This is a genomic window from Brachyspira pilosicoli (assembly GCF_036997485.1).
GTDB lineage: Bacteria > Spirochaetota > Brachyspiria > Brachyspirales > Brachyspiraceae > Brachyspira > Brachyspira pilosicoli_C.
The window spans coordinates 72,296-92,197 of sequence record NZ_JAWLPU010000002.1 but is presented as its reverse complement, the minus strand read 5'-3'; the positions used below and the strand labels follow the sequence as shown (position 1 = coordinate 92,197).

At 26.2% G+C, this 19,902-nt stretch carries 21 protein-coding genes; 9 read left to right on the top strand and 12 right to left on the bottom strand.

Annotated elements, in window-relative coordinates:
- Positions 1-146 precede the first annotated feature (146 nt).
- Genes rnhA through R4I97_RS05745 form a run of 4 tightly spaced genes read right to left on the bottom strand, consistent with a single transcriptional unit; the run spans position 147 to position 2,533 of the window.
- Entirely contained in the window at positions 147-638 is a 492-nt protein-coding gene (gene rnhA / locus R4I97_RS05760) for a ribonuclease HI (protein ID WP_335784136.1), read from the bottom strand.
- A 7-nt stretch (positions 639-645) separates the two neighbouring features.
- A complete protein-coding gene (locus R4I97_RS05755) occupies positions 646-1,662 on the bottom strand; it encodes a bifunctional oligoribonuclease/PAP phosphatase NrnA (RefSeq protein ID WP_335784135.1) in 1,017 nt (338 codons plus the stop codon).
- 17 nt (positions 1,663-1,679) lie between these two features.
- Positions 1,680-2,048 carry a 30S ribosome-binding factor RbfA gene (gene rbfA / locus R4I97_RS05750; RefSeq protein ID WP_297286581.1) on the bottom strand — a complete coding sequence of 123 codons (369 nt, stop codon included), beginning with the start codon at positions 2,046-2,048 and terminating at the stop codon, positions 1,680-1,682.
- Between the two features lie 5 nt (positions 2,049-2,053).
- Positions 2,054-2,533, bottom strand: a complete 480-nt coding sequence (locus R4I97_RS05745) for a chemotaxis protein CheW (RefSeq protein WP_335784134.1) — start codon at positions 2,531-2,533, stop codon at positions 2,054-2,056.
- A gap of 270 nt (positions 2,534-2,803) precedes the next feature.
- On the opposite strand from R4I97_RS05745, the gene R4I97_RS05740 reads away from it, so the two are divergent.
- The 3 genes from R4I97_RS05740 (at position 2,804) to dnaJ (ending at position 5,032) form a co-directional block, all read left to right on the top strand.
- Positions 2,804-3,496 carry a YoaK family protein gene (locus R4I97_RS05740; protein ID WP_335784133.1) on the top strand — a complete coding sequence of 231 codons (693 nt, stop codon included), beginning with the start codon at positions 2,804-2,806 and terminating at the stop codon, positions 3,494-3,496.
- 58 nt (positions 3,497-3,554) lie between these two features.
- Complete coding sequence (locus tag R4I97_RS05735) at positions 3,555-3,836, top strand: DnaJ domain-containing protein (protein WP_335784132.1); 282 nt, start codon at positions 3,555-3,557, stop codon at positions 3,834-3,836.
- 65 nt (positions 3,837-3,901) lie between these two features.
- Positions 3,902-5,032 carry a molecular chaperone DnaJ gene (gene dnaJ, locus R4I97_RS05730; RefSeq protein WP_335784131.1) on the top strand — a complete coding sequence of 377 codons (1,131 nt, stop codon included), beginning with the start codon at positions 3,902-3,904 and terminating at the stop codon, positions 5,030-5,032.
- Here the strand turns inward: dnaJ and R4I97_RS05725 are convergent.
- Positions 5,027-6,073 carry a glycosyltransferase gene (locus tag R4I97_RS05725; protein ID WP_335784130.1) on the bottom strand — a complete coding sequence of 349 codons (1,047 nt, stop codon included), beginning with the start codon at positions 6,071-6,073 and terminating at the stop codon, positions 5,027-5,029. The genes dnaJ and R4I97_RS05725 overlap by 6 nt on opposite strands.
- A gap of 79 nt (positions 6,074-6,152) precedes the next feature.
- Between R4I97_RS05725 and R4I97_RS05720 the strand changes: the two genes are divergently transcribed.
- Positions 6,153-8,903, top strand: coding sequence for a tetratricopeptide repeat protein (locus R4I97_RS05720; protein ID WP_335784129.1), 2,751 nt, complete (start codon positions 6,153-6,155; stop codon positions 8,901-8,903).
- On the opposite strand, the gene R4I97_RS05715 is transcribed toward R4I97_RS05720, so the two are convergent.
- From R4I97_RS05715 to R4I97_RS05685, 7 genes are all read right to left on the bottom strand, one after another.
- Positions 8,895-9,719 (bottom strand): pyridoxamine kinase, encoded by an 825-nt coding sequence (locus tag R4I97_RS05715; RefSeq protein WP_335784128.1) that lies wholly within the window; start codon positions 9,717-9,719, stop codon positions 8,895-8,897. The two genes, R4I97_RS05720 and R4I97_RS05715, sit on opposite strands and share 9 nt — an antisense overlap.
- Positions 9,720-9,755: 36 nt before the next feature.
- A complete protein-coding gene (locus tag R4I97_RS05710; RefSeq protein WP_335784127.1) occupies positions 9,756-9,983 on the bottom strand; it encodes a hypothetical protein in 228 nt (75 codons plus the stop codon).
- 123 nt (positions 9,984-10,106) lie between these two features.
- Positions 10,107-11,474 carry a phosphoglucosamine mutase gene (gene glmM / locus R4I97_RS05705; RefSeq protein WP_335784126.1) on the bottom strand — a complete coding sequence of 456 codons (1,368 nt, stop codon included), beginning with the start codon at positions 11,472-11,474 and terminating at the stop codon, positions 10,107-10,109.
- Positions 11,475-11,693: 219 nt separating this feature from the next.
- The gene (locus tag R4I97_RS05700) at positions 11,694-12,260 is read right to left on the bottom strand and encodes a hypothetical protein (RefSeq protein WP_335784536.1); all 567 of its coding nucleotides are present in this window, start codon (positions 12,258-12,260) and stop codon (positions 11,694-11,696) included.
- 137 nt (positions 12,261-12,397) lie between these two features.
- The gene (locus tag R4I97_RS05695; protein ID WP_335784125.1) at positions 12,398-14,341 is read right to left on the bottom strand and encodes a heavy metal translocating P-type ATPase; all 1,944 of its coding nucleotides are present in this window, start codon (positions 14,339-14,341) and stop codon (positions 12,398-12,400) included.
- On the bottom strand, positions 14,328-14,720 hold the full coding sequence (locus R4I97_RS05690) for a metalloregulator ArsR/SmtB family transcription factor (protein WP_335784124.1): 393 nt from the start codon (positions 14,718-14,720) through the stop codon (positions 14,328-14,330). The genes R4I97_RS05695 and R4I97_RS05690 overlap by 14 nt, the downstream gene beginning before the upstream one ends.
- An 82-nt stretch (positions 14,721-14,802) precedes the next feature.
- Positions 14,803-14,964: a hypothetical protein gene (locus tag R4I97_RS05685; RefSeq protein ID WP_335784123.1), complete on the bottom strand. Its 162-nt coding sequence runs from the start codon at positions 14,962-14,964 to the stop codon at positions 14,803-14,805.
- A 401-nt stretch (positions 14,965-15,365) separates the two neighbouring features.
- Here R4I97_RS05685 and pyrB point away from each other — a divergent pair, with 401 nt between their 5' ends.
- The 5 genes from pyrB (at position 15,366) to R4I97_RS05660 (ending at position 19,887) form a co-directional block, all read left to right on the top strand.
- Positions 15,366-16,445 carry an aspartate carbamoyltransferase gene (pyrB, locus tag R4I97_RS05680; RefSeq protein ID WP_335784122.1) on the top strand — a complete coding sequence of 360 codons (1,080 nt, stop codon included), beginning with the start codon at positions 15,366-15,368 and terminating at the stop codon, positions 16,443-16,445.
- Complete coding sequence (locus R4I97_RS05675; RefSeq protein ID WP_335784121.1) at positions 16,442-17,653, top strand: dihydroorotase family protein; 1,212 nt, start codon at positions 16,442-16,444, stop codon at positions 17,651-17,653. Before pyrB ends, R4I97_RS05675 begins: the two co-directional genes overlap by 4 nt.
- A 73-nt stretch (positions 17,654-17,726) precedes the next feature.
- On the top strand, positions 17,727-18,308 hold the full coding sequence (gene nadD / locus R4I97_RS05670) for a nicotinate (nicotinamide) nucleotide adenylyltransferase (protein WP_335784120.1): 582 nt from the start codon (positions 17,727-17,729) through the stop codon (positions 18,306-18,308).
- A gap of 7 nt (positions 18,309-18,315) precedes the next feature.
- Positions 18,316-19,200, top strand: a complete 885-nt coding sequence (locus R4I97_RS05665; RefSeq protein ID WP_335784119.1) for an ABC transporter substrate-binding protein — start codon at positions 18,316-18,318, stop codon at positions 19,198-19,200.
- Positions 19,201-19,362: 162 nt separating this feature from the next.
- Positions 19,363-19,887, top strand: coding sequence for a hypothetical protein (locus R4I97_RS05660; protein ID WP_335784118.1), 525 nt, complete (start codon positions 19,363-19,365; stop codon positions 19,885-19,887).
- The last annotated feature ends 15 nt before the right edge of the window (positions 19,888-19,902 follow it).

The window sequence follows — 19,902 nt, the reverse complement described above, 5'->3', positions numbered from 1 at the left end:
TGGTTATACATAAATAGCTATATTTTATAAGTTTTTATTTTATTCCACTTTTTTACGCCTTCACTCTGTGGACTTCGTCAAAATTAAAAAAAATGCAAAATGTAAATATTTTATATATTAGGAATATTTTGACAAACTTAAAATCTTTAGTTTATATCAGTTTTGCTGTAAAACTCAGCTGTACTGCCGTTTTTTATATGTTCATCCATTAATATATTTACTATCTCATCAGCACGATTATTTTCTTTGTTTGATGAATGTCCTTTTACTTTTATAAACTCAATACTATGTTTTTTTGATAGTTCTATTAATTTTAGCCAATAATCTTTATTTTCAACAGGCTTTTTATCGCTTTTAATCCAATTATTTTTTTGCCAAGAATAAATCCAGCTATTCATGCCATTAATTAAATAAGCACTATCACTATATAATTTTATATTATGAGAATGTTTAAGTCTTTCAAGAGCCTTAATTGCCGCTTGCATCTCCATTTTATTATTTGTCGTATGCTCTTCGCTTTCGCCTATTTCGAGTCTTAAATTATGTTTCTCACTCAATAATATGGCTCCCCAAGCTCCTATACCAGGGTTTCCTCTGCATCCGCCGTCTGTGTAGATTATGATATTTTCTTTTTGCATATTTGATTTAAGATTCTAGTAATAAAATTATCTTTTCTTTTATGTCTTTTACCAATTCTTCTTTAGTTTTATATTTTTCTTTTGATACTGTAAATCCTGAAGCTTTAGGGTGACCTCCGCCTCCAAATGATTCTGCTATTTCCCTTATATCTTTTTTACATCTGCTTCTTATACTAACTCTAAAATTATAATCGCTTTCATGTACTATAAAACCTATTAATACATCTTGCATTTGTATGAGAGTGTCAGATGCACTTACACTAATATCTTTTAAATTATGCCCGTTAATCTCTTCTTTTAAGCATAAATAACCAATCTTTTTATCTTCATCTATCACCATTTCATTATACATGTAAACTAATGCTTCTACATCAGTTTTAGAATATCTCTTCCTCACAACATTGCCTAAATCTTCTATATTAACTTTTTTAGACATTATTTTTGAAGCGAAAAGCAATGTTCTCTCTGTAGTGTTGCTGAAAACAAATCCGCCTGTATCTGTTGAAAGTCCGCAGTAGAGTAGGGTAGCTATAGTAGAATCCATGTTTTTAAGATATGATGAAAATATATCAAATATTATCTCGCAGGTAGCAGCAGCTTTAGTATCATCATAAAACATAGTAACGCCATTAATATTTCTTACTTTATGATGGTCTATAAATATTACTTCATTATACTCGCTAGTAATATCAGCAATCCAGCCAATTCTTTCTATATCTCCAGAATCAAGTATTATAAGCACATCCTTTTTAGGTAAATTGTTTTCATTAACTTCAAAAATAACTTTATCTATATTTAATACATTTTTTAATTCTTTTGGCATCTTATCTGTATTAACAACATAAGATTTCTTTTTAAATACTTTTTTTATAAGCAGTGATAAAGCAAGTCCTGAACATATACAGTCCCCATCAGGATTTCTATGACCTGTGATTGTTATGTTTTTAGCATTTGATATTCTTTTTAATATATCTCTTTTTGTAGCTGTTATTTTTTTTCTATCTGTATTGGATTTGATAGGCATTTTTACTCCGATATTTTTTATTCTTCTTCTTGACTATCTTCTTTTATGTCTAAGTTTCTTATGTCGCTTAATACTTTATTGGTTTCCATTAATGTTTTATCATAATAGAAAGTAAGATTAGGAACATATCTTATAGTAAGCTGTTTTCTTAAATAAGAGAATATAACTCCCTTAGCACTATTAAGCCCGTTTAATACTTCGTTTTGTTTGTTAGGGTCTAAGCATACAAAATATACTTTAGCCTCTTTTAAATCTTTAGCTGTATCAATACGAGTTATAGTAACCAGGTTGTTTTTTATACGAGGGTCTTCTATCTCTCTTAAAAGAATAGTTGATAATATTTGTTTTATATTTTCATTAACTCTAAGTATTCTATGTGATGACATATATTTTACTGCACTATTGAATTATTTACTTTATTTGTCAAACTATCAAGTTCATTTTCTAAAAATACTTTATCTATATCTACTAATATAATCATTTGTTCATTAGCTTTTACCAAACCATTAATGTATCTGCTGTCTATTCCAGAATGTATATCTATTTCAGATTGTATATTTTCATTATTGATAGTAAGTACATCAGAAACGGAATCAACTACAAGACCATATTTTTTATTCCCTATAGCAACTACAACTATTACACAATTTTCTGGATCCATTGGTTTATCAAAATGAAATCTGGATCTTAAATCTATTACTAATATGATAGTACCTCTTAAATTTATAATTCCTTTAAAATATTCAGGAGAGTTAGGTATTGGAGTAGGAGCCATAAAACTCAAAATCTCTTGAACTTTAAGAATATCCATACCATATAATTCATTATTTATTTTAAATACAAGTATTTGATTTGATGTAGTGCTGCTCATATTAACTCCTTAAAAATGTACTACAAAATTATAATATATAAATATTATAAGTCAAGTACATTTATTATGTGTTTAAAGCCCCATACATAGTAGTTTCAGAAATTACTATAGATACAATGGTAATACTACAAATAAAAAAATAACTTAAGATAAAAACTATTAAATAAATTATAATGTTTTTTAATTGAGTGATATAATTTCAATATATTTCTAAAAATAATATTTTATGTTATAATATTTGCAATTAAATTTTGTGGGAATATTTTTTATATGAAAAGCAATATCATCTCTTTCATTAAAAGGAAGAATGAATCAATACATACAACACAAACTATTTATGTAGCATCTATATTTAGTATTATAGGTGGTTTTGTTGATTCATATACTTATATTACAAGAGACGGAGTATTCGCTTATGCCCAAACAGGAAATATAATATTTTTTGCTATGAATATAGCTAAAAAAAATTTTTTTGGAGCTATGCATTATTTAATATCTATTTTTGTATTTGTAATTGGGATTTGGTTTGCTTTATATGTAAAAAAAATCCTCAATAGAAAAAAATTGATGGAATTAGAATATTTAGTAATACTTATAAATGCTGTTATACTTTTTATAGTTGGTATTTTACCTAAAAATTTATTTGATACTTTAGTTATTAGTTTTATAGCTTTTATGTCTGCTATTTTAATGATAACTTTTAACAGAGTAGAAGGGCTCGCTTATGTTACGAATATGTGTACAGGTAATTTAAGATCTGCTTCAGAAAATTTTTTTAAGTTCTTATTTAATAAAGATAAAACAGGATTAAAAAATGGTCTTATATATTTAAGCATTTTAATATGTTTTATGTGTGGAGCATTTTTTGGAAGTTTTTTTACCAATGTTTTAGGTACTAAAAGTATATGGATAGCAAGCGGATTATTGCTTATAGTTGAAAGTTTAATGTTTTTTGATAATTAGTTGCAATTTTTTGTATTGATGAAAATTATTTTTATATATATAATTTAAGGATATTTTTATGGATTATTATAAAATACTTAATGTTAATATATTTGCAAGTGAAGAAAAAATAAAAAAGTCTTATAGGGAGTTAGCAAAGTTATATCACCCCGACAGAAATGCTGATATATCTGCTGATAAGTTTAAAGAGATTACTGAGGCTTATAATGTTTTATCTGACAAAAAAAAGAGAATGGAATATAATATTAAGTATTTAGCTAATAATAAATATGTTATTACAGGAATAGCCGCTTTAGGATTAGGCATTAGTATAATAGTTGGAAGCAAGAGAAGAAAATAATTTTTTGATTTTATATATAAGCTTTTATTTTTTATGTATTTTTTATTAATGAGGACGTATTAAAAATGGCAAACAAAAGAGATTATTACGAAGTATTAGGAGTAAATAAAACAGCAAGTGCTGATGAAATTAAAAAGGCATATAGAAAATTAGCTATGCAATATCACCCTGATAGAAATCCAGGAAATAAAGAAGCAGAAGAGAAATTTAAAGAAGCTACCGAAGCTTATGAAATATTATCTGATGAAAAGAAACGTGCCCAGTATGACCAGTTTGGTTTTCAGGGCGTTCATAGTGATTTTGCTGATGCTTATGGAAGAGGCGGATTTGACTTTTCACAAATGTTCGGAGGCTCTGGCGGTTTTGGAGATTTAGATGATATATTTAGTTCTTTTTTTGGAGGCGGATTTTCTTCTAGGAGTTCAAGAGGGCAGAGAAGAGGAAATGATTTAAGACATGATATTACACTTTCTCTTGAAGATGCTGTATTTGGCAGAAAGATGGAGATTAAATTAGATAAAAAAGATATTTGTGATGCTTGTCATGGAAGCGGAGCTGAACCGGGTACAAAAACTCAAACTTGTCCTTCTTGTAATGGTACAGGTGAAGTGAGAATGGCTCAAGGATTTTTTAGTGTGAGAAGAACTTGCAGCAGATGTAATGGTACTGGCTCTATTGTTACTACACCTTGTAAAAAATGTCATGGAAGCGGTACTATTAAAAAACCTAAAACTATATCTGTTAATATACCTAAGGGAATTGATGATAATACTCAGTTAAGAATATCTGGAGAGGGTGAAGCTATTGCTGGAGGCGTAAATGGAGATTTATATCTTTATATACATGTAGCACCACATCAGTATTTTATTAGAGAGGGTATTGATTTAATTACTGAAGTAGGTATTAATATAGTGCAAGCTACTCTCGGTGATGAGATATTTATAGAAACATTAGACAAAAAGAAAGTAAAAATAAAAATTCCTGCTGGTACTAATAGCGGACAAATTTTTAAATTAAAAGGAAATGGTGCTTATCATATTAATAGATCATCTCGAGGAGATTTATTTGTTATAGTGAATATTGATGTTAATAATAAATTATCTTCCGAAGAAAAAAGATTATTTAATGAACTTAAAAAAGTTATACCAAATAATGAAGAGCCAAAATTAAGAAAACCTAATAGAAATAATTTATAATTTCTTTGTTATTATTTCTAATATTTGATTTGCACTATCTTCAATGCTTGGAATATTTTCTATTGAAGATGAAAGACTGTTATAGAATTTTTTATTTTCTATGAGTGCTGTTAATTTATTACATAGAGACACTGGGTTTTGAGAATTATATATTAGAGCATTTTTATTATCTGTACTAATTTCTGCAGATGAGGTTTTAGAGTCTATTATTGGTACTATTTTATTATTCCAAGCAGATATTAGCTCTGTATAAAATGGATCATCTATATTATGTATTAGAATTGTATAGGCATTTGATATTATCTCTTCTATATTAAAATTGTAATCAACTAACTCTACGTAGTCTCTTATTTTTAATTTATTTATATTATCTTCTAAATATTTATTGTATCCAACTATTATTAATTTGTGTATCTTTTTATTATTTTTTATTGAAGTATTTACGTATTCACAATATGCAGATGTACATTTATATATGCTATTCTCTGCATTAAAAAAAGTAAGTATATATTTTTTTTCTTTATTATTATTATTATTTGAAATATATGGAGAATAATATGCCCGTATAATTTCTATAGTTTTGTTATTATAAATATATTCTAACATATTTTTTGTCTTTTCATTTGAACATAATACTATATCTATATTAGAAAGGCTTTTATAATCTTCTTTTAATTTTCTTCTATTATTACTTATATATATTTTTTTTTGAAAGTTTATTGAATACCATATTATTAAAGGGGATTTTATTTTAATTTTATTAAACATATTTTTTATTTTGTATGCTATTATATTCATTGGGTAATCTACAGCTATTATTGCGTATGCATTTTTTGATTGCATTACTATTTCTTTGAAATTTGTAAGTTTTAATGGCAGATGTTTCTTTGTAATATATCCATAGAAAGTCTTTGGAAATTTATTTGAATATAATGTTACTTTTAAGCCTTTTTTATATAATAAATCTATCAAATTTAGTATAAAGATATTTGTTTTATTTTTTATTGTTATATTTGATACTAATATTATTATCTCTTTCATAATTAATTTTTATATTATCTTTATTAAAAATTAATATCATTATTTCCGATATTTTTAGCAGTATTTGTGAGGAAATATTATGAAATTAATAAAGATACTACTTGCTATTTTTATGCTATATATTTCGGCATATTCCAAAGATATTTTACAATATTCACAAAAAACTGTATCTGATAGAAATTTAAATATTAACATAGAAAATGTCAATATTATTACAAATGGTTTTTTTAACAATGCAAATGAAGATGTTAAAATAAATATCATAAACCAATTAAATGAAGCTAAATTATTAATAGATGAGTCTAAATATAACGAAGCTATTAATATTTGTAATTTATTAGAAGAAAGCTATAAGGATTATTATGATATTTATTATACAAGGGGACTTGCTTATTATAGGCGAGGAGATTTATATTATGCTTCTTTAGATTTTAGTAAAATTATAAATTGGTATATTAATGATAGAGAAGTGCATAATAATATAGCAGATTTATTTTATAAAATCAATGAGTATGAATATGCTTTAATAACTTATATATCTGCTTATAAAATATATAATGATAATTATTGGTTATATTTAGCTGGCGATATTGCTTTTAGAAATTTTGATATAAAGAGTGCTGAAAAATATTATAGCTTATGCATTCAAAATGGAAGCGATTATGGATATGAAGGCTTTGGAGATATTAGTATTTTTAAAAAGCAATATGATGATGCTCTAAATAATTACAATGTGGCTGTTAGGGCAAATGCTTCTAATAATAATAATTTAATTAGAATAAACTCTAAAATATCTAATGCTGCTGTTCAAAAAGAACTTTATATTTGGAATAATTTAATAATGTCTAATGATTATAACAATGCTATAAGTAAATTAGATTCTCTTTCTAACTATACAAAAGATTATCCTGAAATAAAACTTGCTTTAGCTAAAACTTATTTTAAAATGAAAAATTATAATGATGCTAAAGCTATACTTAATAGATTCGTAAAAGAGTATAAAGATTTTGATGAGGCTTATGCTATACTTGCTCAGATATTTTTATATGATGGCAAAGAAAGAGATGCCATTAATATATTGGAAGATGGATTAAAATATTCTTATAACAAACCTCGATTATATGAAACGCTTGCTAATATGCTTTATAATTATGGATATTTATATTATCCAAATGAAATAATCTCTCAAATTATTGGAATGTATGATATATCTGATGAAAATAAGATAGAATATGCCCGATATCTAATATTTAAAAGAGAATATAAAAAAGCAAGAGAAATATTAGTTAGTGTTAAAGCTTATAGAAGTACAGTTGGAAATTTAATAAAGTCACTTGAAAACAATGTAGTTCTTGATAGAGTTGATTATTTATACAACAATGGATTATATGTTGATGTTATCAATTTGATTATGAATAGCAGATTTGAGGATTATGATGAGCAAAGAAGATTATGGTATATTGCAAGCAGTTATTCTAAATTGGGTTCTACAGATGAAGCAATTAAAATTTTAAAAAAAGCTTTTGATGATAATGCGATAAGTATTAATAATGTTGTATTACTAAGAGAATTATTAGGTATAAGAGTAAAATCAAATGATATTTCTGATTATCAAAAAGAAATATACCTTACAGATATAAAATCTACTTTATTTTGGGAAGATGATTTAAAGTACAATACTTCTCTAATAACAGATAAAGTATTTGAATATTTAAGATTTGATAGATATGATGATGCTATTAATTATATAGATGGATTTAGGAATATTGATACTAAAGACCCTTATATAAAGAAAATAAACTCTATAATATATGGATATTATGCTTCATATTTGTATAATACAAAAGAATATGATAAATCAAAAAATATTGCCAATTTAGCTATGAGAATTAATAGAGAGAATTATGATGCTATAGCTATAAAAAATAAAATATATATTGATTCTTATTTAGCTTCTATGGGCAATTATAATAATGTTAATGGGTATGTAAAGTTTTCTGATGTTAGAAGAGAGGTTTTAAGAATAGCACCTGCTTATATGAATAATGTTATAGCTTTAGCAGAATCATTGGCGTATGAATATGACAGCAGTGCTTATGATATAACTTACAATATTTTTAAGTATGTTAATGTTGCTGGGGCAAAAGATGCTATTTTAGGAAGGATTTACAGCAAAAGCAGATTATATGGATATTCTATCAATGCTTTTGATAGGGCTTCTAAATACATAGATGTAGATTTACTTTGGAAAGTAGATAGTATTGTTAATGTTTCATCTTATCCTTTATCCTTATTTAATTTAAATAAAGAATATGAGTCTGATAGGGATTTTTATGCATTATCAAAATTAAACGTTAAGCTTGGCAATAATGAAGCCGCTATGAGATATGCTAATAAAGCCGTTTTAATTAATGGCGATAATCTTGACTATTTATACCAAATATCTTATATAAATGAAATTACAGGTAATACTCGTGAAGCATTAGAAGGATATGAGAATATTATTAGAATTAATAAAAATCAAGCCGCTGCTAATTACAGAGCTTCTATTGTGGCATTAAATTATTTTAGAGATTATGCCAAAGCTCAAAAATATGCCCTAAATTATATTTCGCTTCTTCCAGATGATGCAAGTGGATATGCTTTACTTGCAAGAATATATAAATTGAGAGCTGAAAGTTATATAGATAGAAATACAAATACTCTTTTAAAAGAATCTTTGCAATTATATAAAACCGCATTAAATAAATCTGTTTGGGGTAAAGATATGAATGATAAAAAATATATTGAAAAAGAAATAGAGGATATATTAAATAAACTATTAAAATAAGTCTTTTAGCAGATTAAGTCTTTTTTCTATTGATATACCGTATATTCTATTGTCATTTTCTTTTACAGACAGTTCTATTGCTGTATAAATAAATTTGGTTGCTTTTTTTAATGAGTCTTCTATAGAATAGTCATTTAATATATAGCCTAATAATGCTGAAGCAAAAGCATCACCAGTACCAGGCATTGCTATATTTATTTTATTAAAATAGCTTGTTATAATATCATTGTTTTTTTTATTATATACTAAAGAACCAAATTGATTATCTTTCTCTACACTTGTTACAACTACATTTTCTGAAGTTATATTTGATAATTCTTGAGCCATCTTTATTACATTATCTTCTGTATATTTTTTACTTGGGTCCTTATCCAAAAGTAAACATAATTCTGTAATATTAGGTGTTACTATTGTAGCATATTTTAGTATTCTTTTAAGTGATTTTATATGCCTTTCAGTCATAGAAGAATATAATTTACCATTGTCTCCTAATATAGGATCTAATAATATAATTTTTATTTTAAAATATTCTATTATATCTATTACTATATCCACTTGCTCATCGGAGGCAAGCCAACCTATGTATAAAGCATCAAATTTTGCCTCTCTTTTTTTTAACTCATTTACTATTTGTTTTAATTGTGATGTTAAATCAAAAGCACAAAAAGATTCAAAAGCAGTATGGTTTGAAAGTAATACTGTTATTAAAGGAGATACTTTAATACCAAAAGCAGAGAGAACTGGTATATTAACTGTTAGAGAAGCCTTACCATAAGAACATATATCATTTATAAGAAGTACATTAGAATCTTTCATCATTATTTTTTTTATTAACTTTATTTTTACACAATCTTATTCTTTAAATATAATTAAAGTATCATCATCAGATAATACTTTAAAACCAGATACTTGAGCATAATATGCAAACTCTTTTAATGTTAAACCGTATCTATCATCTATCTCATCTTTTGTTATTCTAAATTTTTTACTTCCACGCATAAATGCTGAGAATTCAAAACTATCTTTTCCAAATTTTCTCTCTACTTCAACAAGAAAAGGATTTTTACTTGTTCTTCCCATTAAATATTTCTCCCAAATTATTTTTTACAATAATACCATATTATATATTTTTTATCAATGATAATTTTATAAACATATTATTACATATAAAAAATATAAATAGAGTAGGGTAGCGGAAGCTTTTTATTTATTTTTTTTAGATTTACTATTATCATTTATCATATTAATAGCTATAGAAATTAGCTCTTTAGCTTCTTTTTTGGTTTTTGCCTCAGCAATAATACGAACTATAGGCTCTGTATTTGATGAACGTACATGAAGCCAAGAGTTTTCTAAATCTATTTTTATTCCGTCAATAGTAGTTATTTTAGATTTAGGATATTTTTCTTTTATTTGCTTTAAGAAATTATTTTCATCAATTTTTGAAACTTCCAATTTTTCTTTTACTATCTCATATTTTGGTATTTCATTTACTAATTCCTTTATAGTTTTTCCAGTAGCAGCCATTAATTCTAATATTAAAGCAATACCTAAAAGTGAATCTCTCCCAGGTGTTACAGCAGGAACTATTATTCCTCCGTTTCCTTCTCCTCCAAAATATAATTTATTTTTCACAATATGAGAAGAAACATTTATTTCACCAATCTTTGTGCGGTCAACTGAATATCCTTTTTCTTTAGCCAAATCATCTATCATTCTTGAAGTAGATAAATTCACAGCGGCATTTCCTTTTCCTGATAGCCATAAATATTTAGCACATAAAGCTAAAGTATACTCTTCGCTTATTATAGTACCGTCATCTAATACTAAAGCAAGTCTGTCAGCATCAGGGTCTTGAGTAAATCCTATATTCACTTTGTTTTTCTTTACTAACTCAGATAAACTCTTCATACTTGCTTGAGAAGGTTCAGCAACATGTGCAAACTTGCCAGTATGCTCTTTATTTATAGAAACTTCTTTAACTCCTAATGCTTTAAGTAATGGAGGTGTAGCAAATAAACCCGTTCCATTAACATAATCACAAGCTACTTTGAAATTAGCTTTTTTTATCTTTTCAACGTTTATAAATCTTAAAATGCGTTTTATATGCTCTTCTATAGCATTATCTATTTTTTGATAAGTTCCAGTTTCTAATGCTTTCACAAATCTTTTAGTCTTTTTATCATAAAGCTTCATAAGCTCATTAACCGCTTTCTCATCTAAAAAATGCCCGCCTTTTCCTATAAGTTTTAAAGCATTCCATTCTATAGGATTATGGCTCGCTGATATTATAATTCCGCCATGTATTTTTAGTTTTTCAACCATATATAATGCAGTTGGTGTTGGAGCTATTCCTATATCTATTACATTTATTCCAGATGCCATTAATGTAGCTGCAACAGCATTTAATATAGATTCTCCTGTTATTCTTGTATCTCTTGCTACTAAAATTTTTGCTTTCTTTGGAAAAAGAGATGCAAATGCAGAAGTATAATCTACTATAGTACTTATATCTAAACCATCACCAATAATACCTCTAATTCCTGATATGCTTGTTTTTAAAGTTGGCATTTTATTAAACTCCAATATTTATATTTATTTTTTTATTTTTAATTTAATTTTTAAACATAATAATTTATGAATAATCTTTTGTCAAGGAAAAATATTGCCAAGTGAAATTAATGCTATTTATAATGAATAATTATTATATAAAAAAACAACACATATAAGTTAACATAATATACATTATCGGAATATATATTTTATCTTAAAATAAACTTCCATACGCTTTTAGAACCAATACCTAAAGCCAAAATCACCATAAAACCTAAAGAAGTCATTAAATACCCAACCACTATTTCCTGGATACCAGCCGAATGTAGCAAAACCTCTGCTTCCTATAGATATAACACTTAATGCTGGTGAAAACTGAAAAAATATTTCCCAATCTTTTTCCACTATAAACGATATTCCAACTGGTATTCTAAAATCTGCTTCTATGTTTACATACTTATTTCCAAAATTAAAAATAGCTTCTATTCCAGGGCCCAAATATAGCATTACATCAGAATTACCTAATTGACCCAATCTAGTTGTATATCCCCACCAATCAGCACTAGCACTAAAACCGAACCAAGATGCTCCTTTGCCAGATATGCCAATATTTAGTATTCCTCCAAACATAAAAGGTATTCCTTCAAATTTTCCTGTTACCGATAATGAAGTTTGTAGAGGAAAACTAAACCTTAAAGAAAATCCCAATGCTGAACCTGTTGGAAAATATGAAAACAGATTTTTACTTGAGGCACTATAAACTAAGATAGCAAAAATTAAATATATTGTTATTTTTTTCAACATGATTAAAAATTTCATATCGATTAGTATAATATATTTAATTTTTAAAGCAAATATTATAAAAATTTTGTATATAAAAATATGCCCTATATAAATATTTTAAATTTACACAGAGCATATTTAAAAACTATATAATACTTTTAATGGCTATGATGCCCGCAATTACAGCTTGTTACTTTTATATCTATATTTTTAGCACTTACATTTTCAACATTTGATTTCTCCCCTATAGGATAAAGAAGCCTTAAAGCATTAAGTACAACTATAACAGTAACACCAGTATCAGCAAATATAGCAAGAGCTATAGAAGCAAGTCCAAAAGCTCCAAGTATTATAGCACCAAATTTAATTACTAATGCGAGCAATATATTTTCTAAAACAACAATATGATTCTTTTTAGCAAGCTTAATAATAGCAGCTACTTTAGAAGGCTTATCGTCCATTATAATAACATCAGCATTTTCTATAGCCGCATCAGAACCAAGCCCTCCCATAGCAATACCAATATCCGCACGAGCCAAAGAAGGAGCATCATTTATTCCATCGCCTACAAATATTGAAACTTTACTCTCTTTCATCATGCCTTCTAATACATTTACTTTCTCTTCTGGTAAGCATCCTCCATTAAATGATTGTATATTATTCTCTTTTGCAAATGAAGTAACGCGTTCTATATTATCGCCGCTAATTAAAGCAGTTTCTATATTCATAGAATTTAATAAATCAATAGCCTCTTTAGTATCATCTTTTATAATATCATCAATATAAAAAGCACCAGCATATTCGCCATCTATTGAAATATAAACATTAAACTTATTATTAATATTATCTGGAAGATTTATGTTATTTTGTTTTAATAAATCAAGCTTTCCTATTAAAATATTTTTTCCTTCAATAATTGATGCTGAACCTTTACCTCTAATATCTTTATGTGATGTTATTAAGCTTTCATTTATGTTATGATTTTTTTTATAATGCTCTACTATAGATATTGCTATAGGATGTGAAGAGCCTATTTCTGCCAAAGCTGCATATTTAATTAATGTATCATCATCATATATACCAGCATTTTCTATTTCTCTTATATAAAACTTACCTTTAGTGAGAGTTCCTGTTTTATCGAATATTACTTTTTTAGTTTGAGCAAGCAAATCTAAAAATACTCCGCCTTTAACCATTATACCAAACTTTGAAGCTCGTCCTATAGAAGCAAAATATGTTAATGGAATACCAACCATAAAAGCACAAGGACAAGAAACTACAAGCAATGTAAGTGAACGGGCAAACCAATCATTAAAAAACTCTCTTCCATATACTATTGTAGGTATTATAGTAAGTAAAATAGCTCCAAATACAACTATAGGAGTATATATTCCAGCAAACTTTGTAATGAACTGTTCTATGTTTGCTTTTCTGTTTTGAGATTCTTGAACTAATTTTAATATCTTTGCTATTGATGACTCTGCATACACTCTAATAACTTTTGCTTTTATGCTACTCTCTCCGTTTATAGTGCCAGCTAAAATTTCATCATTAACCTTTACATCTTTTGGCATGCTCTCTCCAGTTAAAGCCTTAGTATCAAGCCAGCTCTCTCCTTCATAAATAACAGCATCTAAAGGCACCTTCTCAAAAGGATTAATCAATATATTGTCATTTATATTAACTTTTGAAATATCAACTTTTTTTATAGTTCCATCTTCTTTTATGATATTAGCAAAATCTGCTCTTATAGACATGAGTGCTGCTATTGTTCTTTTAGATTTATCAACTGCCATATCCTCAAAATATTCACCTATTCTGTAAAAAAGAAGTACAGCCAATGCTTCAGGTAATTGATGAAGTATTATAGCGCCAATAGTAGCAATGCTCATAAGAAAACTCTCTCTCATAAACTTTCCATGCACAAAATCTAAAATAGCATTTTTAAAAACGTCTCTTCCCAAAATAAAATAAGGTATAAAAAATATTATATATTCTATTACACCATGAATCTTATCATGCAAAAAATGCATTAAAATTAAAACAATTAAAGAAATAGTAATTTCTCCAATAAATAAAACTTTTTCTTTATTCTTTAACATGCTCATACCCCCAAGCATAAATTTTTTCTATATGTTCATCATCAAGCCTGTAAAATACATGAAGCCCAATTTTTCTCTTCTTTACCACCCTAGCCTGCCATAACATCTTTAAATGCTGAGATACAGAAGGCTGCTTCATATCAAGCAAAGATACTAATTCATGAACGCATAATTCCTTCTCGCTTAAAACAGATATTATTTTTAATCTGGTTGGGTCAGAAAACACAGAAAAGAAATTAGCTAAAACTGTAAACTCATCATCATTTGGAAGCTTTGGTATATAAGAAGATATATTCTCTTCTTTTGTGTTGGTTTCACAATTGTCTTCATAGCTTTCTATTATATTTTTTTGTTTATTATTTTTTTTATTTTTTTCCATAAGATAGTCCTATTTATATATAACTATATTGTAATATAATGATATAGTTATATATAAATAATGTCAACACCTATCATAAAAATTAACCATATTCATGAACGCATAATTCTTTAGTTAAAACTGTAAACTTACCATCATTTGGAAGCTTTGGTATATAAGAAGATATATTCTCTTCTTTTGTATTTACATTACAAGTACTTTTATAGCTTTTTATAATGTTTTTTTGTTTATTATTCTTTTCCATAAATCTACATCTCTATATAAGTATATTATAATATAATGATATACTTATATAGAGATAATGTCAATACCTAACTATAAAAAAATTAATTTATTTATTGATTTGTAGTATATCTTTCAGATTATTAATGATTTAGTTATAAAAAAACATCTTAGCTTTTAAACAAAAAATATTAAAAATTATCTATTGATTTTTTTTTATTATAATTTATAATCAGTATAATTTATACAGTGTAGGAAATATTATGAATGGTATAATAAAAAATATATTTTACTTATTGCCGCATTTTCTATGTTTGTTTAAATTAACCAATGCAGAATTTTTAAAAGGGAATAAAATCGCTATTTTGTGATTTTATTCCCTTTTTTTATGCTGTAAAATTATAATTATTAAGGGATGTTAAAATGAAAAATTTTATAGGTATTAAAGAAATGTCAAAAGAAGAGATTTTGGAAGTATTGGATGTTGCTAAAAAGTTAGATGATACTCCAAATATGGAAAGAAGAGAAATGATGAATGGAATGATAATGACAAGTATTTTTTTTGAACCTTCAACAAGAACTAGACTTTCTTTTAATTCAGCAGCATACAAAATGGGCTTAGATGTTATAGGTTTTGACAATCCTGATGTTTCCTCTATAAAAAAAGGAGAATCTTTAAGAGATACTATAATAATGGTTTCAGCATATTCTGATGTAATAGTTATGAGACATCCTATAGATGGTGCTGCTAAGTTTGCAGAAGAAGTTACTGACTGCCCTATCATCAATGCTGGTGATGGTTCTAATGAACATCCTAGTCAAACATTACTTGATTTATACACAATAAAAGATGAATTAGGCAGCATTGAAAATAAAAAAATAGCATTTGTTGGAGATACAAAATATGGAAGAACTGTTCACTCGCTTTCAAAAGCATTAAAAATGTTTAATGGAGAGTTTTACTATATTTCTCCAGATATCATTCAGATTCCTGATTATATATTAAAAGAGTTAGACAATGCTAAAATAAAATATCATAAAGGTAATAACTACGAAGAAATACTAAAAGAAATCGACTGTCTATATATGACAAGAATACAAAAAGAACGTTTTGAGAATATAGAAAACTACGAAAAAGTAAAACATGCATTTAACATTTCAAAATCAACAATAGTAGGAAAATGCAAAGAAGATATGATTATAATGCATCCGCTTCCAAGGGTTGATGAAATTAGTATTGATTTAGATGATACAAAATACGCTAAATATTTTATACAGGCTAAAAATGGTATACCTACAAGAATGGCTATGTTAGCTTTAGCTACTGGAGTAATAGAAAGTACTGCTAAGAAAAAAGAAAAAGATTATGAATTAATAGAAAATAAAGAAATTGTTTGTCAAAATAAAAAATGTGTTACTCATTTTGAAGAGACAAAAAATAAAGTAGCAAGAAGAAGCTATGGAGATTTTTGCTATTATTGTAATAAAGAGATAACAAAATGATAATAAAAAATGCTAAATTAGCAGATAATAATGCAGTATCTATAATTATAGAAAATGAGAAGATAAAAAAAATAGACTTTAATAATAATTTTGAAATCTATAAAGATAGTAATATAATAGATGCTAATTACAATTATGTTTTATGTGGTATAATAGACCCACATGCTCATATGAGAGACCCTGGGCTTACACATAAAGAGGACTTTTCTTCTGGAAGTAAAGCTGCTGCAAGAGGCGGTGTTACAACATTCTTGGATATGCCTAACACTATTCCAAACACTATAACAAAAGAAAATTTAGAAGAAAAAAAGAATATGATGATTGGCAAGTCTTATGTTGATTATGGTTTTCATTTTGGAGGAAGCAAGGCTGATAACACCGAAGACATAAAACAAATTATAGACAAAGCTGCCTCTACAAAAATTTTCTTTAATGCCTCTACTGGAAACATGCTTGTTGAAGATGATAAAATTTTATATAAATTATTTGAAGCTTCAAAAATTGTAACAGTACATGCAGAAGAAAAAAAAGTTGATAAAGCAATAGAAATAGCAAAACAAACAAATACTCCATTATATTTATGTCATTTATCATTAGAAAGTGAAATTAATTCTCTAAAAAAAGCAAAAGATTCTGGTATGATAATTTATGGTGAAGCTACCCCACACCACTTATTTTTGAATACTGAAGATGTTAATAAAAATGATAAAAATAAAATGCTTCTTAAAATGAAACCAGAGCTTAGAGAAAAATCAGATAATAAAGCATTATGGAATGCTATTGTAGACGGCACGATAGACACAATAGGAACAGACCATGCACCGCATTTATTAAGTGAGAAATTAGAAAAACTTACTTTTGGCATACCTTCTGTAGAACATTCATTAGAATTGATGTTAAAAAAAGTTAAAGATTCAACTATAGATATAAAACTTCTAACAAAAATTATGAGCGAAAATGCTGCTAAAATATTCGCAATAAAAAACAAAGGTTTACTAAAAGAAGGATTTGATGCTGATTTTGCAGTAGTAGATTTGAATGATGAATCTATTATAGAAGAGAAAGATATAATAACAAAATCTTCTTGGTCGCCTTATATAGGTTTTAAAAGAGGGGGGAAAGTTATAACTACTATAGTGAGAGGCAATGTAGTTTATAATAATGGCAAGTTTTATGAAGGTTTTGGGAAAGAAGTTTTTTATAAATAAAAAATATGCTTGCAAATTATTATTTAACAATTAAACTTTTAACATAATTCTATTTGGCAGTGCAGTAGTGTTTATGAAGATTGCAATATTAGGCGGAAGTTTTGACCCTCCTCATTTGGGGCATTTAATATTGGCTGATACTATATTGCATAATTTTAAATGCGATAAAATATTATTTATTCCAAGCAAAATACCTCCGCATAAAAATATAAGCGGCAAAGTTTCTGATGATGACAGAATAAATATGCTAAAATTATCTATAGAAGATAATAAAAACTTTATATTAGATGATTATGAGATAAAAAATGATTGCGTGTCTTATACTATAAAAACTTTAGAATATATTTATAATAATTACAATTTTGAAGATAAGCCAATTCTTATAATAGGTGCTGATTTGGTGAAAGATTTTGATAAATGGAGAGAGCCAGAAAAAATTTCTAATTTATCTAATATTGTAGCTCTTAATAGAGATGATAATAACAATTTAATTAGCAGCAACATAGAAAAATATAACATAAAAACTATAATAGCTCCAAGAATAGATATATCATCAAGTTTAATTAGAGAAAGAATAAAAAACAATGGTGCTTTTAGGTATTTCTTAAAAGACAAAGTTTATAATTATATAAAAGAAAACAATTTATATTTATAGGAATGTCATGAAAAAAATATTTATAATTTTTTTAATCTCTTTTAATTTGTATGCTTTTGAGATGAGTTTATTAAATGGTCCTAGTGCAATAGGTGCTCTAAAGATGATTAATGATTATAAAAAAATCAATATAAGTATTATAAACTCCCCAAATAATATATTGGCTTCCATAATAAAAGGTGAAGTTGATATTGCTGCTGTTCCTGCAAATATGGCTTCTATAATATATAATAGAGGATTAAATTATAAAGCAGTGGCTGTTGTATCTGAAACCAAAATATTTATAGTTTCAAGTGATAAAAACATAAAAAGCATAGATGATTTAAAAAACAAAACTATTTACTGCGGATTAAAATTATCAACTCCAGATTTAATGCTTCAATATTTAATAAAAACTAAAAATATAAAAGGAGCAAATATAAATTATTCTCTTGGTAATTTAGATTTATCAAAAGCATTAGCATCTAAAAATGTTGATATTGCTATACTTCCAGAACCTTTTTTATCTTCAGCTTTATTAGAAAATAAAGATATAAACATAGTAGTTGATATTTCAAAATATATCCCCCCCTACCCTGTTGCTATGCTTATTGCAAAACAAAGTTTCATAGAAAATAATAATGCTTTATTAGAAGAAATATTAAATGAATACAAAAAATCTACTGAGTATATTTTAAATAACAAAGATAAAATAGAATCTTTAATTAAACAAACTTCTATATTGGTTAATGCTAAGGCTGTTATTTACGGTATAGATAGAATTGGCATTACTTTTTATAATGATGAGACTATGAAAAGAAAATTAAACGACTATTATAATTTTATATACAATTTTGATAAAAATCTTATAGGAAATAAAATTCCAAAAGATGATTTTTATTATATTTTCTAACAAATAATAATATTTTCTAACAAATAATAATATTTTCTAATAAATAATAATTTTTTCTAAAAAAATGATATTTTTTTAGAAAAAATTCTCATTACTTCATACAATAACTTGACAGGTCAATTATTTTTTATATACTTGTAGTTGTAATTTGTGAGTTTGTATATGGCTAGATTAAATATTGATAATGAAGAGGTGAAAAAATATATATTTTCTTTGTCAGAAAAATTAATGAGACATTTTGACTTAGAATATCAAATTAGTAAAGAGAATGAATATTTTGATCTCTATGCCTTTCATAGGAATGATTTTTTTAAATCCTTTATTACTACTTCTACGGTTTATGAAGGATATTCTGTATTTGAGCATATGCTTGTTCGTTTTATAAAAAATTGTACTTTAGATAATATAGAAGAATTTCAAGACATGTTAATTAGATTGACACCAATTCTTTCAAATCCTAACAAATTTCATAAAAGAAGTATAATCACAGGAATCATTATAACTGATATTTCTTTAGAAAAAGAATGGGAAAAAATAGTAAAAAAATTCTTTTATAGAGTAAGTTATAAATTATCATTTCATGGCTGGTCAGAAACTGAATATGCTATAGTATCTATAAAAGATAAAAATGTATATTTACCTAAAATGAGAAAAAAGGAATTAAAAAACCTTCTTTTGAATTTTTAAATAAAATTAAGGAGA

What these genes read in the sequence shown, in the direction of transcription:
- rnhA (WP_335784136.1), bottom strand. Translation starts at nt 638, where the DNA reads ATGCAAAAAGAAAATATCATAATCTACACAGACGGCGGATGCAGAGGA.
- R4I97_RS05710 (WP_335784127.1), bottom strand. Translation starts at nt 9,983, where the DNA reads ATGGGAAGAACAAGTAAAAATCCTTTTCTTGTTGAAGTAGAGAGAAAA.
- R4I97_RS05685 (WP_335784123.1), bottom strand. Translation starts at nt 14,964, where the DNA reads ATGGAAAAGAATAATAAACAAAAAAACATTATAAAAAGCTATAAAAGT.
- R4I97_RS05675 (WP_335784121.1), top strand. Translation starts at nt 16,442, where the DNA reads ATGATAATAAAAAATGCTAAATTAGCAGATAATAATGCAGTATCTATA.
- dnaJ (WP_335784131.1), top strand. Translation starts at nt 3,902, where the DNA reads ATGGCAAACAAAAGAGATTATTACGAAGTATTAGGAGTAAATAAAACA.
- R4I97_RS05665 (WP_335784119.1), top strand. Translation starts at nt 18,316, where the DNA reads ATGAAAAAAATATTTATAATTTTTTTAATCTCTTTTAATTTGTATGCT.
- glmM (WP_335784126.1), bottom strand. Translation starts at nt 11,474, where the DNA reads ATGCCAACTTTAAAAACAAGCATATCAGGAATTAGAGGTATTATTGGT.
- R4I97_RS05660 (WP_335784118.1), top strand. Translation starts at nt 19,363, where the DNA reads ATGGCTAGATTAAATATTGATAATGAAGAGGTGAAAAAATATATATTT.
- R4I97_RS05695 (WP_335784125.1), bottom strand. Translation starts at nt 14,341, where the DNA reads ATGTTAAAGAATAAAGAAAAAGTTTTATTTATTGGAGAAATTACTATT.
- pyrB (WP_335784122.1), top strand. Translation starts at nt 15,366, where the DNA reads ATGAAAAATTTTATAGGTATTAAAGAAATGTCAAAAGAAGAGATTTTG.
- rbfA (WP_297286581.1), bottom strand. Translation starts at nt 2,048, where the DNA reads ATGTCATCACATAGAATACTTAGAGTTAATGAAAATATAAAACAAATA.
- R4I97_RS05720 (WP_335784129.1), top strand. Translation starts at nt 6,153, where the DNA reads ATGAAATTAATAAAGATACTACTTGCTATTTTTATGCTATATATTTCG.
- R4I97_RS05700 (WP_335784536.1), bottom strand. Translation starts at nt 12,260, where the DNA reads ATGTTGAAAAAAATAACAATATATTTAATTTTTGCTATCTTAGTTTAT.
- nadD (WP_335784120.1), top strand. Translation starts at nt 17,727, where the DNA reads ATGAAGATTGCAATATTAGGCGGAAGTTTTGACCCTCCTCATTTGGGG.
- R4I97_RS05725 (WP_335784130.1), bottom strand. Translation starts at nt 6,073, where the DNA reads ATGAAAGAGATAATAATATTAGTATCAAATATAACAATAAAAAATAAA.
- R4I97_RS05690 (WP_335784124.1), bottom strand. Translation starts at nt 14,720, where the DNA reads ATGGAAAAAAATAAAAAAAATAATAAACAAAAAAATATAATAGAAAGC.
- R4I97_RS05755 (WP_335784135.1), bottom strand. Translation starts at nt 1,662, where the DNA reads ATGCCTATCAAATCCAATACAGATAGAAAAAAAATAACAGCTACAAAA.
- R4I97_RS05745 (WP_335784134.1), bottom strand. Translation starts at nt 2,533, where the DNA reads ATGAGCAGCACTACATCAAATCAAATACTTGTATTTAAAATAAATAAT.
- R4I97_RS05735 (WP_335784132.1), top strand. Translation starts at nt 3,555, where the DNA reads ATGGATTATTATAAAATACTTAATGTTAATATATTTGCAAGTGAAGAA.
- R4I97_RS05715 (WP_335784128.1), bottom strand. Translation starts at nt 9,719, where the DNA reads ATGAAAGATTCTAATGTACTTCTTATAAATGATATATGTTCTTATGGT.
- R4I97_RS05740 (WP_335784133.1), top strand. Translation starts at nt 2,804, where the DNA reads ATGAAAAGCAATATCATCTCTTTCATTAAAAGGAAGAATGAATCAATA.